The organism is Pseudoalteromonas sp. KJ63-1 (assembly GCF_055808145.1).
The window spans coordinates 971,745-985,183 of sequence record NZ_CM147855.1; the positions used below are offsets into that span (position 1 = coordinate 971,745).

Annotated in this window: 13 protein-coding genes; 8 read left to right on the plus strand and 5 right to left on the minus strand. The window is 38.8% G+C overall.

The genetic code is table 11. The features are described 5' to 3' along the window. Positions 1-143 precede the first annotated feature (143 nt). A complete protein-coding gene (fadI, locus tag AC0L7Q_RS04555) occupies positions 144-1,454 on the plus strand; it encodes an acetyl-CoA C-acyltransferase FadI (RefSeq protein WP_010391348.1) in 1,311 nt (436 codons plus the stop codon). Next, positions 1,454-3,577 (plus strand): fatty acid oxidation complex subunit alpha FadJ, encoded by a 2,124-nt coding sequence (gene fadJ / locus AC0L7Q_RS04560; RefSeq protein WP_413401500.1) that lies wholly within the window; start codon positions 1,454-1,456, stop codon positions 3,575-3,577. The genes fadI and fadJ overlap by 1 nt, the downstream gene beginning before the upstream one ends. 60 nt (positions 3,578-3,637) lie before the next feature. Here fadJ and AC0L7Q_RS04565 read toward each other — a convergent pair whose 3' ends face one another. The 5 genes from AC0L7Q_RS04565 to AC0L7Q_RS04585 form a co-directional block, all read right to left on the minus strand. After that, positions 3,638-4,024, minus strand: coding sequence for an MmcQ/YjbR family DNA-binding protein (locus AC0L7Q_RS04565; RefSeq protein ID WP_131690754.1), 387 nt, complete (start codon positions 4,022-4,024; stop codon positions 3,638-3,640). 182 nt (positions 4,025-4,206) lie between these two features. After that, positions 4,207-5,004 (minus strand): hypothetical protein, encoded by a 798-nt coding sequence (locus tag AC0L7Q_RS04570; protein WP_409425004.1) that lies wholly within the window; start codon positions 5,002-5,004, stop codon positions 4,207-4,209. A 90-nt stretch (positions 5,005-5,094) separates the two neighbouring features. Further along, positions 5,095-6,000, minus strand: a complete 906-nt coding sequence (locus tag AC0L7Q_RS04575) for a phytanoyl-CoA dioxygenase family protein (protein ID WP_409425005.1) — start codon at positions 5,998-6,000, stop codon at positions 5,095-5,097. A 50-nt stretch (positions 6,001-6,050) separates the two neighbouring features. Next, positions 6,051-6,605 (minus strand): hypothetical protein, encoded by a 555-nt coding sequence (locus tag AC0L7Q_RS04580; RefSeq protein WP_409425006.1) that lies wholly within the window; start codon positions 6,603-6,605, stop codon positions 6,051-6,053. Then, entirely contained in the window at positions 6,602-7,873 is a 1,272-nt protein-coding gene (locus AC0L7Q_RS04585; protein WP_409425007.1) for an SAM-dependent methyltransferase, read from the minus strand. Before AC0L7Q_RS04585 ends, AC0L7Q_RS04580 begins: the two co-directional genes overlap by 4 nt. A gap of 137 nt (positions 7,874-8,010) precedes the next feature. Here AC0L7Q_RS04585 and AC0L7Q_RS04590 point away from each other — a divergent pair, with 137 nt between their 5' ends. From AC0L7Q_RS04590 to AC0L7Q_RS04615, 6 genes are all read left to right on the plus strand, one after another. Continuing rightward, positions 8,011-9,069 carry a phytanoyl-CoA dioxygenase family protein gene (locus tag AC0L7Q_RS04590; RefSeq protein WP_409425008.1) on the plus strand — a complete coding sequence of 353 codons (1,059 nt, stop codon included), beginning with the start codon at positions 8,011-8,013 and terminating at the stop codon, positions 9,067-9,069. A 258-nt stretch (positions 9,070-9,327) separates the two neighbouring features. After that, a complete protein-coding gene (locus AC0L7Q_RS04595) occupies positions 9,328-9,537 on the plus strand; it encodes a hypothetical protein (protein ID WP_409425009.1) in 210 nt (69 codons plus the stop codon). A 133-nt stretch (positions 9,538-9,670) separates the two neighbouring features. Continuing rightward, entirely contained in the window at positions 9,671-10,921 is a 1,251-nt protein-coding gene (locus AC0L7Q_RS04600; RefSeq protein WP_409425010.1) for a hypothetical protein, read from the plus strand. After that, positions 10,908-11,834, plus strand: coding sequence for a hypothetical protein (locus AC0L7Q_RS04605; RefSeq protein ID WP_409425011.1), 927 nt, complete (start codon positions 10,908-10,910; stop codon positions 11,832-11,834). Before AC0L7Q_RS04600 ends, AC0L7Q_RS04605 begins: the two co-directional genes overlap by 14 nt. A gap of 31 nt (positions 11,835-11,865) precedes the next feature. After that, positions 11,866-12,567 (plus strand): phage tail protein, encoded by a 702-nt coding sequence (locus AC0L7Q_RS04610; protein ID WP_409425012.1) that lies wholly within the window; start codon positions 11,866-11,868, stop codon positions 12,565-12,567. A 6-nt stretch (positions 12,568-12,573) separates the two neighbouring features. Next, positions 12,574-13,398, plus strand: a complete 825-nt coding sequence (locus AC0L7Q_RS04615; protein WP_409425013.1) for a sulfotransferase — start codon at positions 12,574-12,576, stop codon at positions 13,396-13,398. Positions 13,399-13,439 lie beyond the last annotated feature (41 nt).

The window sequence follows — 13,439 nt, forward strand, 5'->3', positions numbered from 1 at the left end:
TGTATTACTCTCATACAATGTATGTAGTGATTTACAATGGCGCTTTATGATTAATTTACGTTTATCTATTGGCTTTATCACACGGGTTGTTTAGAATCGAGGAAAATATACAGGTCTGACCTGTCAGCGGGAGAGAATAATAAATGTCTGAGCAAAACATACTTAAAACACCAAAAGGCGACCGTATTGCCATTGTAAGCGGCCTACGTACTCCTTTTGCTAAGCAAGCAACTGCGTTTCACCATGTACCAGCATTGGATATGGGTAAGTTAGTAGTTAATGAAATGCTTGAGCGATTAAATTTCGACAAGTCAGAAATCGATCAACTAGTTTTTGGTCAAGTAGTACAAATGCCAGAAGCGCCAAATATTGCACGTGAAATCGTATTAGGTACAGGTATGCCAGTGGGCGTTGACGCGTACTCAGTGTCACGTGCGTGTGCAACTAGCTTTCAAGCAATTGCAAATGTTGCCGAATCTATTATGGCAGGCTCTGTAAACGTGGGTATTGCTGGTGGTGCCGATTCATCGTCTGTATTGCCAATTGGTGTAAGTAAAAAATTAGCCGGCAGTTTAGTCGATTTAAACAAAGCCCGTACGCTTGGTCAGCGTTTAAAAATATTCTCAAAACTACGTTTAAAAGATTTATTGCCAGTACCGCCAGCGGTTGCTGAGTACTCAACGGGTTTATCAATGGGACAAACAGCTGAGCAAATGGCTAAAACCCATAATATTAGCCGTGAAGATCAAGATGCTTTAGCACACCGTTCTCACTCATTAGCAACTCAAGCTTGGGCCGATGGCAAGTTAAAAGATGAAGTAATGACGGCGCATTTACCGCCATATAAAAGCTTTATTGAAGAAGATAACAATATTCGTAAAAACTCAACGGTTGAAGGTTATGCCAAGCTTAAACCCGTATTTGACCGTCAGCACGGCTCTGTGACTGCCGCTAATGCAACCCCATTAACCGATGGCGCAGCTGCAGTGTTAATGATGAGCGAAAGCAAAGCAAAAGCATTGGGTTACGAAATTTTAGGCTACGTACGCAGTTTTGCGTTTTCAGCCATTGGCGTAGAAAAAGACATGTTAATGGGGCCAGCTCACTCAACGCCAATCGCGCTTGATAGAGCAGGTATTACGTTAGCTGATTTAGATCTTATAGAAATGCATGAAGCGTTTGCATCGCAAACCTTAGCGAATATGAAAATGTTTGCTTCAGATAAATTTGCACAAGAGCACTTAGGGCGTAATAAAGCCATAGGTGAAATTAACATGGATAAGTTTAACGTTAACGGCGGTTCACTCGCTTATGGTCACCCATTTGCGGCAACCGGCGCGCGTTTAATTACACAAAGCTTATACGAGCTTAAGCGTCGTGGCGGTGGTTTAGCGTTAACGACTGCCTGTGCTGCGGGTGGTTTAGGTGCAGCCTTTGTATTGGAGAGTGCGTAATGACAGATTCAGTATTTAATTTAACGGTTGATGATAACAAAATAGCCGTGGTAACCATTGATGTGCCGGGTGAAAAAATGAATACTCTGCGTGACAGCTTTGCTGATGATTTAAAAGCATTATTAGCACAGGCTAAAGAGCATGCAGTGAAAGGTATGGTATTTATTAGTGGCAAAAGTGATAACTTCATTGCCGGTGCTGATGTGAAAATGCTAGACAACGTTGAAAAACGCGAAGATGCATTAGCTATCAGTGAATTATGCCATCAAGCATTTTTTGATATGAAAAAACTACCGTATACCACGGTTAGTGCTATTCATGGCGCTGCTTTAGGTGGTGGTTTAGAGTTTGCTTTAGCATGTGATTATCGCGTTGGTACTGATAGCGATTTAACTAAAATTGGTTTACCAGAAGTACAACTAGGTTTATTACCTGGCGGTGGTGGTACACAACGCTTAACTAAAATTGTGGGTATTCAAAAAGCCCTTGAGTGGATGCTAACTGGTAAGCAAATTCGTCCAAAACAAGCAAAAAAAGCCGGTGTATTGGATGATTGTGTTCCACAAAGCGTACTGCTAAAAGTGGCCAAAGAGTTTGCGGCGAAGAAAAAGCCACAAGCTAAAGAGCCTAAACTTGATAAGATCAGCAAGTTATTAGAATCAAACCCGTTTGGTCGTAACTTTATCTTTAAAAAAGCCAAAGAAAACGTTCTTAAAAAAACCGGTGGCCATTACCCAGCGCCGCTTGCGATTATTAAAGCGGTTCGTGCAAGCGTAGAGCTTGATGAAATGAAAGCGTATAAAACCGAAGCAGAAGGCTTTGCCACTTTAGTGATGAGTGATGAGTCTAAGGCGCTGCGCGGTATTTTCTTTGCAACCACTGAAATGAAAAAAGAGTGGCGCAACGATGACGCTCCTGCGATTAGCAAAACTGCTGTGTTAGGTGGCGGATTAATGGGCGCAGGTATTGCCCACGTGAGCGCGGTTAAAGCTAAATTACCGGTACGTATCAAAGATGTGGCAGAGCAGGGCATAAGTAATGCCATGAACTACACTTACAAAATCTTAGATAAACGCCTTAAGCGCCGCATTATGTCAAAAGCCGATATGCAGTTAACCATGAACCGCATTACGGGCACCACGGATTACAGCGGCTTTAAACACATAGATTTAGTGATAGAAGCGGTATTTGAAGATTTAGAGCTTAAGCAAGGTATGGTTGCTGATGTTGAGCAGCAGTGCCAAGCGAATACTATTTTCGCAAGTAATACCTCGTCATTACCTATTTCGCAAATTGCAGCAAAAGCAAAACGTCCTGAAAATGTAATTGGTTTACATTATTTCTCACCAGTAGAGAAAATGCCACTGGTAGAAATTATTCCTCACGAAGGCACGTCACAAGAAACTATTGCTCGTGTAGTTAATTTTGCGCGTAAGCAAGGTAAAACGCCAATTGTGGTAAAAGATATGGCTGGTTTTTATGTAAACCGTATTTTAGCGCCATACCTTAATGAAGCGGCGAACTTAATGCTTGCTGGTGAGCCGATTGAAAAAATAGACGCGGCCTTAGTCGAGTTTGGTTTTCCGGTTGGACCGTTGGCACTGCTTGATGAAGTAGGTATTGATATTGGTTCTAAAATCGCACCAATTCTTGAAAAAGAATTGGGTGAGCGCTTTAAAGGTCCCGATGCTTTCTCGCGTATGATTGATTCAAAACGTCTTGGTCGTAAAACAGGTCGTGGCTTTTATGAATACGACAAGAAAGGCAAGAAGGTCGATGAGTCGGTATACGAACTACTTGGCGTGACACCGGCCCCACGTTTAAATAAAAATGAGATTGCTAAGCGCTGTGTTTCACAAATGCTTAATGAAGCGGCTCGTTGTTTAGATGATGGTATTATCGCAAGCCCGCGTGATGGTGATATTGGTGCTATTTTTGGTATTGGTTTCCCACCGTTCTTAGGTGGCCCGTTTAGCTACATGGACAAATTAGGCGCGAGTAAAATAAGCTCTGATATGTCTACACTGGCTAACAGCAATGCGATTTTTGCGCCCTGCGAGACTTTGCTAGAAATGGCTGAGAAAGGCGATAAGTTTTATAGTAAAGCAGAACAACAAGATTAACTATTTAATTTTAAAGTAAAAAAGCCGCATTAGCGGCTTTTTTTATGTCTGCTGTAAGTGTTATAGCAAATCGGCAATAGCCTGTTTGTCTTTATCTGGCATGTTGTCCACAACCAAATTAAATGAATTATCAATCATACGCTCAATTTCACCTTGTGGTATTGAGCCGTCTAAAATCACAGTATTCCAAAGACGTTTATTCATATGATAACCTGGAATAACCGAAGGGAAAATGTCACGTAATGACTGCGCTTCATCAGGATCGCACTTTAAGTTTAGCCACCAAATAGGTTCGCCGTTTTCATCGGTTTCGCCCTCATTGCTCAGTGCAAGGGTGGCGAACATTTTATGGTTTACTTTATACACATCAACATCTTTAGCAAAAGGTTGCGTTAGTTTAACTAACGGTTTGTTCATTAAATACGTATGTACAGTTTGTTGGTTCATGAGCCATTCCTTGAGGTCATAATCGATAACTTAACCATAGCATTTTTTCATTAGCTTTGTGGCATGAAATATTATTTGAGCTTATAATTTCTTAATTTATAGACTGATATATTGGAAGTTAGTTAAACCAGTACCTATGTTGGAACTGGAAATGTGAATAAAGTTTTTTTGTTGAGCACTGGCTAAACAGATTTAGGCAAAGACAAGTATGCAGTAACAGCAGCATCACGTTTTTTCAGGTCTGTTTGGTACGAGTGTTTACTATACGTAGTGCAATACGAAACAGGCTCTCCGACACTTAATAAAAAATCATTATGGTCGAAATTGCTCAATACTTTTTTCCAGCGCTCTTTGACTTTAACTGGCGCGCAGGGCAAAGAGTCTAAAATACGTTTAGATTCCTCAAAATTGCTATTAATAGCGACATTGAGCATATCGTCGTTTGCAGCCCCAAGCCAACTAGTACCACTGGTGCCCACACATAAAAGTGGCATATAAGGCGCAAGCGCTGGGCATACATCATTTCTATACACGTCAACTTTCCAATAGCTACGAGCTATTTTTACAAACTGATCAAAATCCTTTATTGATGTAAAGTTTGAGGTAGCTAAGGATAAAATCTCTATTCTAGGTTTATTGGCATTTACGGTGTCGTTAGCAACATCAATATACCACGGACCAAGTATCAATGCGTTTTGAAAGTATTCATCTCGCAGTGAGCCCCAGGCTTTTTGTAAAGAGTTACCTTGTAAAATTAGATTTTTTAATAAACTGAGCCCAGGTTTTTTAGTGGTGGGTAATTCTGTTTGCAGTAGTGCAAATACCTCATCGCGTATTTCTCTACAGCGGCCATTAGGGTAAGGTTTTTCTGCAAAGTAAGGAATTGATGGTGCAAGTTTTAAATCAGCTAATAAGCGTAAATGAACTAGATCAGCGCATATCAATTCACGTTGTTCTGGCGTAAAGTGTTTATCAAGCACGTATATTCCTTTAAGAGATTGTTTAATTTTAGTCCTGAAAGGTCAACAGACCCTAATGAGAAAATGAATATTTTCAAATTATATGTGATATTAGCGTAAATCCTTGGGAGTAGGGTAATTTGGATGAACTACATTTTTATGGGCATGAATCGAAGGGATGGGGGCTTCAGGCTTGGCTTTAATGAGCTTAACTAAAGTACTTAAATCATATTTAGGTTCGCCGTAAAATTCATGCCAAGCTTGCGGAATACTGCCTGGATCTGCCGCTTTAATTACATGTGCCATCCATTGTTTTCTCAGTTCGGCCCACTCATTAGTTTGTTTTCCACTTTCGGTAATCCCTAAAACTGGCCTAAATTCAACGTAAAGAGTTCTTCTGGCACCTTGGCTGCGCTTTGCCCCTGAGCTATGTAAAACCATTATGTCATGAACTATGATGTCACCTGCTTTAGCGGGTTGTTGTACTACATTTGGAATATCCCATCCGTATTGATTGGAAAGTGCGTAAATATCTAAAATTTTATGCTGAGTATTTGGCACGTAGCGTAAACAACCATCTTCTAAAAGAGCGTCATCAAGGTATATACCAATATTTAAATAAGGATATTGCCTAGAATGAGGAGCATCCTGATGCCAAGTAATATGCGGGTGGGGAGGTGAGTATTTAAAAACAATATCTGATTGTAAAAGAACCGCGCCATCTCCTACCAATTCTTTATAAACTTCGATGAGTGGTGGGCTAGCTAATAGTTCAATTATTAACTCAGGTGACTCGAATAGTAGGTCGTTATAACGAAAAAGGCGAGGCACACCAGAGTCTGTTGAGATACAACATTGATTATTGACTTGTCCATTGTGAAAATTCTTTAGTGCTGATGCTTCTAATTTATCTGAAAAACGTTGTAATTTTTTAAGTAATGTTATCGAAAGTGCATTTTTAAAGTGAACAAAACCGTTTTTTAGGAAAAAGTCATGTTTATTTGAGGATATTTTCATAAATTAAATTGTCCTTTTATTTTAAACAAAGTTCATCCGCTTTTTGCAAACTATATATTTGGAAGCGTTTCTATCCAGCGACAATCTCTGATCCACTTAACCATTGCAGGGTAACCTTTATTTGGGCAAGTCATTTGCCATGCTTGTAATAATGGAAACCCAAAGCCTTTCCCATTTTCAAAAGCATGCTTTAGTGAATTATTAGCGCCTTTGTATGAGTCATCGTGAAAAATAATACTTAGTGGTAATGACAAGTGAGTCGCTGCAGCAACAGCCCAAGCTGTCGCTGCCATTTCTTCTGCGTGCATAGCTTGCTTCTCTCTGCCCGCAAGTAAGCCATTCTTATAAAAGTCAGCATCTAATAGGGGCCTAAAAATTGGCTCACAGACAGCAATATGCCCAGCCTCATGGAGGATATCACCAGGATAGAACCCATTGACAAAATCAAGCAATAAAACGTCTTTTTCTAGCTTAAGGCCGGGTAAAAAAGTTTTTTCATCTAAGGTTTGATACCGGTGCTTAATTCCAATATGAGTAAGAAAGGTTAAAATTTTTTCAACGTCTTTAAGCTGTTTATCTGTGTTAACTTGAGCGTTAATAATCATGATAATGTGAGGTTGCTGTTAGTGCTTAGCCAAGCTTCAAATTCTTCTATACGTTGGCTTTGATAAAGTGCGACTGATGTTTCATGATATGGCAAGGCTAATGAATCCAATAGATTGGTCCATTGTGCCCATTCATCGTCGGCTATGCTGAAGGAGTGACCGCATTTAGCTGCCTGTGCACGCTCAAACATACGCTTTACGCCTGGTAAACCTAAATTATTAAGATCTGTAAATTTAGCTAATTTAGTCTCTGTTTTAATTATATTTTTTATGGGGAATTTAAATATAAAGTCTGCGCATTTGGGCATTATATATTCATAATGAATAGCTTCACCGCCACGAAGCTGCGCATCATGAGGTAAAAATGTCAGCGGTATATTCAAACTACATTGGTTTTCGGTCAATTTAAGGTGTTTGTATACTTGAATATTGGTTGTTAGTTTTAGTCTGTAATTAGTTTCAACGCCATTTGGGATCAGCACACTGCCTTTAAAGGTTGATGTATCTCCCGTATTTAAACGCTTAGCTTCGTCGATATTTAAGCAATAAAACTCTTTTAAGAGTATGTCAGTGCTCGGTTTATCTTCTGTCTGCATTAAAGAATTAAAAGGTGTTAGCCATGCCTTTAAAGAAATTTTTTGTGGGATCAAGGTGCCAGAATCACTCAGGTATTGACATAAATGAGCAAAAATAAAAACTTGGGGTTCTCGCTTTAAAAGAGCCGTCATGGTTTCAGAAATAATAATGTCAAATTGCTGGGAGTCTGTTGCTTGCCAACGCGTTGCATCATCACACGTGATTGCAACAATGTTTTGGGTGATTGAAAAGTGCTTTACTAGCTTTTTAATTGCACTGATGTTTTGTGGATGAATGTCAATGAGAGTGACTTTTATGCGCGGGTTTGTGGCAACACTTAAATAAGGAATAAGTAACGTACCATAAGGGCCTGTACCGGCATAAAGAACGTGAATATCATCAGTCGTTGCTTTTAAACGTTCTTCGATAGCGAGCTTAACACCTTGCATAAAGATTTGTGTACGAAGAGTTTCTTCAATGCATTTAGCTGCTTGTACGGGAGAAATCGCAACGCCTTGGGATGTATTTTCATCATTCCAGTCATTCATATCTAAATCAGTTGATATAGACGTAATATTCCCTAAGTAATTTTTTAAATCGTTGATAAAAGGCTTCATCAACCCAGCATCACCTGGCTCATTTAGCAAATGTGTAACCGCATTACGGTATCTGTTCAGCAACTCAGTATCCATATCGCTCCATGTATTTATCTACAACAATTGTTGCTTGCAATAATATAGCACTCTATTCTAATTAAGTTTAGTCAGCGTTAATAAATCAATTTAAGGTGTTTTAGTTGTCTGAAATCAAGCAAGGAAAAGGAGTTGTTATGCAAAATGAGCTGATAGCAAAAGTACCACCTTCGGACACAATAGCGCCGAGTACACTTCCTTGTTATAAAGAAACTGGAGGCTTAGGTCTATTTCAATTAAAGCGAATGTGGCACAAAGTACAGTTACAAAAACAAGGCTGTGCGGATAAAACAATAATAGAAGACGAATGGTCGCTAGATGTCATGATAATGGACATTTTAGGCTTAGGGCTCACACCGACTATAGAGTCTATTTTTGCGAGTGATAGTTTTTCCGAATTTGAAAATTGGGTAGAAAAATCGCATGGTAGAGCTATTTCAAACGCAAAAAGAAATCAGCTTAATAAAAACATTGTTTCATTTTTTGAGGAAACAGACATAAACAATGAAACAGTATCAGTAGAGACGCCTCGTTACTTTATTTTAACGCCACTGCAGTGGCAAAGCTGGGATGATAATGGTTACGTTATTATTCCTGAGCTAGTGGAAAAAACGCTATGTGAAGACGTTTGTAACATGGTTTATGAACGTTTGAACATGGATAAACACAATCCTGTTTCATGGTATCGAAATCATGAACTTAAACAGGGAATTATGGTACAAATTTTTAATGATATAACCATGCAGGTTATTCGGAACCAGCCTCAGGTGCGAGATGTATTTGAGCAATTGTGGGGTGAAAAAAATTTAACAGCAAGCACTGATAGGCTTAGTTTTAATCCACCACAGACAGAAAGTTGGCAGTTTCCTGGGCCAAATCTTCACTGGGATATAAACTTTGATAAACCGCTCAGATTTGCAACGCAAGGATTACTATACCTTACTGACGTTGTCGCTGAACAAGGTGAATTCAGTTGTGTATCTGGCTTTCATAAAAAAATAGACAACTGGCTTGCTAACCTACCTAAAAATACCAATCCACATTCTTTTAATTTCGATAAATGCCACAGTACTCCATTAGCAGCAAAAGCAGGTAGCTTAATTGTATGGCGACATACATTACCGCACGGTAGTTGTTCAAATAAGGGGAGTACACCTCGAATTGTACAATATATAAATATGACTCCATTAAAATAAGTAGCTAAGACTCGCTATGAATAAAAAAGAATGCCGTGTAATAGAGTGTAATATTTTTTATTTTTAACTTATGCCAAAATTATACATAACTTATTGTTAAAAATAAGTTGATAGACTTTTCAAGTTAGTAATTACTAAAAAATACAAGAATTAAAAAGTTGCGTTCTACGCTTTGCGGACTATTCTATTTTGTAAATACAACATTAATTTACTATAGAATTTTTGTATTACAATAAAAGCTCAAAGGAATGTTTAAGTATGCAGGGATTAAATGCACAATCCACAGGGAGTTTACAATACGCGGTTCCCCAAGTTGATGAGCTATCAAAGCACTCGATTCCTACCTGGCTTGAATCTTTTTCAAAAGCAAAATTAACAATCAGACAACAACCCCTACTTTTGCAAAATAGTTTTATTGATGCGATGACTTTGGCGTTGAGCAACGCCCAAGTTGAACACCTTAATTAGTTAAAGCTTTTGAGGCCATACATGATCAAGTTGCGCAACCAATAATATTGATAAAATGGATGGCTTCACAGTTTAATTGCTACATCATTGTACGCTAAAAAATATATATATTATAAATTATAAGGAGTGTGTGGTGCTAAACCATCAATTGTCTAAGTCAGCCGCATGTATTAGTGAAGAGCCAGTTGTAACTGGGTTACTTAATCAAGCACTGCGCGATCAAATTAGTTTGTTTAAACAGCAACCAGTTACAGCGTTGACTCTAAAGCAGTCTTTTTTAGCAATCGCAGATCAAGCACTGACTGAAAGAGACGATACTGTGTTAATTGAAAAACTTTTTGTTGACGCTTACGAAGAAGCAATGAAAGTCCTTAGGCAAGCTCAATTGCATGAAGTTGAAATGACAAAACAGTATATTAATCAACATGGCCTAGTGATGTCGGTTTTAAACTGCACAACAACAATAAAAGATGTACATCGCAACACCCGTTTCTACAAAGGGATTTTTGAGCTTATTAATGATTTACAACAACGGGATTCGCAAATAAATATTGTCTACCCAGCTTGTGGTCCATTCGCCCCGTTATTATTACCTATGTTACTGTATATGGATCAGCAAAAAATTATTTCACCACAAGAAGTACGCATTTCTTTAGTCGATATTCAACCAGGAGCGATCAAATCTCTCAAGGTGTTAGTTAATGAGTTGCAACTTAATGACTATATCGATGGCATTTACGAGGCTGATGCTGCTTTGTTTAAAGGTAACAAAGCGTTTGATATTTTTATTGCTGAGGCATTTCAGCATGGTTTTTCTAAAGAAGCTCATTTGAGTATATGCAGAAACTTTGCCTCTCAACTAAGCCATCATGGAGTAATGTTACCGTGTAAAATCATGGTTAATGCTGCATTAGTTAATTGCCAACGAGAATATGTTGAACAGTGGCTGCAACCGCAAAGCGATGCTGCGAATCTGATATTAAATCAAGATACGTTGAATAAAAGAATTGAGCTGGGAAATATATTAACTCTTGATCGTCATAGTTTGCTCACGCTAGATATAATTGCTCTTGGAGAACAACAAGTTGTACGCTGTAACACAGTTTCTATTCCTCAAACAGCTACTGATGTAAGTGAACTAACGCTTGTCCTTTACGCTGAAGTAATGACGTATAATGGGCATTGGTTACAGCAATATCAGTCAGGCATTACGCATCCATTGCCTATGTTTTCAGTATGTATTGATTTTGTACCAAACGCCCCCGCAGTAGATGATTTATTACTTACAAAAAAAGATAAAATAGATTTTTATTATAAGCTTACCGGTTTGACAGGTTTTTTGCCGACGAAAGTTGACGAAGAGGTACACTATGGAGCAAATTAGCAAGGTAGTGTTATTTACTTCAAGTTGTTTATCTATACCTACGATTGATATGTTGATACTGCGCCAGTTGTTAGTCGCTGTAGTATTAGTGCCAACGCAAACAAATAACATGCAAAGCGAAATTGGTCAATTGCAAGCACATTGCGCATCACAAAAAATACAATTTTCAGTATGGAATAATGATGATACGTTGCTTGCACAACTCGATGATTGGCAAGTATCAATGGCCTTGAGCTGTTTTAATGCGGGAACTCAAAGTCAAACGATTATTGATTCTTTTCATGGTAATGCTTATGGAATTTACCCTGCAAAGTTATCAGATTATCAAGGTACTGATCCACTTTACTGGCAAATTAGAGAGCATCAAGATAATTTGTTACTAACTATTTATCGCTTAAGCTGCGAACACCCCCTACAATTTTCGTTACAGCAGGGTATAGCCATTCACCCATTTGATACTTATCAAAGCCTTGCTATTCGCGTTGCATCTGCAATCCCACAAGTGTTGAGTATTTTCTTCGAACAATTTGATAATTTGCATTGGCAATCAGATAGCGACATTGAACAAATCAAGGTCACGACAGCCCTCAACTACGATAATTTAACATTGTCTTTTGAACAGTATAGCGCGGTTGATTTAGTCGCGGCGGCAAGAGCGGGTAATCCGCTTTATGGGGGCTTTATTTTATCAGGTCAATTTGGTGATTTTAATGTGCTACAAGCATCCTTTGTTGATCAAGCGTCATGCACAGAGCCAGCTGGTACGGTCTTAAGTATTGACAAGTCACAAGGGTTAGTTGTGCAGACTAAACAAGGCTCAGTGGCATTAGATATTGTTTCATGTCAGTTTGGGTGTATTTCAGGCTATCGTTTTGCATCTTTAGCTAATATTACAGCTGGTATGCAATTGTAATTATATAAATTATTTTAAAAGGAAATACGTTATGAGCGCAGACCCATTATTAGGCAATGTAGAGATTTTTGCAGGAAATTTTGCCCCTAAAGGTTGGGCTATATGTGCAGGACAGATGTTGTCTATTGCTCAAAATACCGCCCTTTTTTCACTTATTGGTTCTACGTACGGTGGTGACGGTCGTACGTCAATGGGGTTACCAGATATTAGAGGACGTACACCGATAGGTGTTGGTAGTGGGGCTGGCTTGTCCAGTCGTGGTTGGGGCCAGTATGGCGGAAGTGAACTTAGTTATCTTACACATAATAATTTGCCATCGATGCAAAGTACGGTTACATTGCCAAGCTCTGCACAGTCAGTTTCTGTCAGTATTCCTGGGCAGACGATAAGTGGAGTAACGGGATCTGCAAACATTGCAACAACACAAAATGCTAATAGTGGAGAACCAACAGCAGGTGCAGTACTTGCTAAGGTTATTGCTGGTGGTGGGCCTGATAAACAAGAAAAAATATATCAATCTACGGCACCAAGTTCATTGATCAGTATTGGTAATGTGACAGTTGATACATTTGATGTTCCAGCGCAAGATAACATTGCTCTAAATCTGCCCGCTAATAGTTTAACAGGTATCGTTAATTTAAATGGTGATGGCCAACCGTTTTATTCTCAGTCACCATTTGTTGCTATGTATCATATCATCTCCATGCAAGGGATTTATCCGAGTCGGAGTTAACTATTTATGTCGCGTCATTATCATTTTATCGCTGGTTTACCGAGGACTGGCTCAACATTATTGGCTGGTATATTACGGCAAAACCCCGATTTTCATGCCGATATGTCAACCCCTGTAGCTGGTTTTGTTACTAGTTTACTTGAGCAAATGGGAGCTGGGAGTGAGTTTGCTAGTAGCATTAGTTCAGCGCAGCGCTTGAATATATGTCATGGGGTTTGGTCTGGGTATTACCAAAATATTGAAAAACCCATTATTTTTGATACCAATAGACTGTGGACTGCAAAGCTTAATATCTTAAATTCCTTATTTGGTAATAATTTTAAAGTAATTTGTTTAGTCAGAAATCCAGCCTGGATAATGGACAGTTTTGAACGTGTTTATAGGCAAAACAGTCTTGAATTTAGCCGTATTTATTCCCCCGCAGCACGACAAAACGTGTATACCCGCTGTGAGCACATTGCGTCTAATCAAGGGCCTTTTGGCAGTGCTTGGGCTGCGCTAAAAGAGGGTTTTTATGGTGAATTTTCGGAACAGTTACTATTGCTTGATTACGACTTGCTCGTAAGTAAACCGGAAAAGAGTGTGGCTCTGATCTATCAGTTTTTAGGTTTACCGAGCTTTGCGCATGATTTTGATAACGTGACATACAATGCCAGTGAGTTTGATAAAAATTTGGGCGCAGATGGCTTACATCAAGTTAAAAGTAAAGTGGAGTTTACCGGTCGTAAAACTGTGCTACCTCCTGAACTATTTAAAAAATATAGTGATATGGCTTTTTGGTTAGAACCACAAGGCAGTAAGGCAAGTTTGATAACACAAAAAACACCTTAATTTACCAATAATGGTATTAAAAACAGGTTCTCCATAAATAT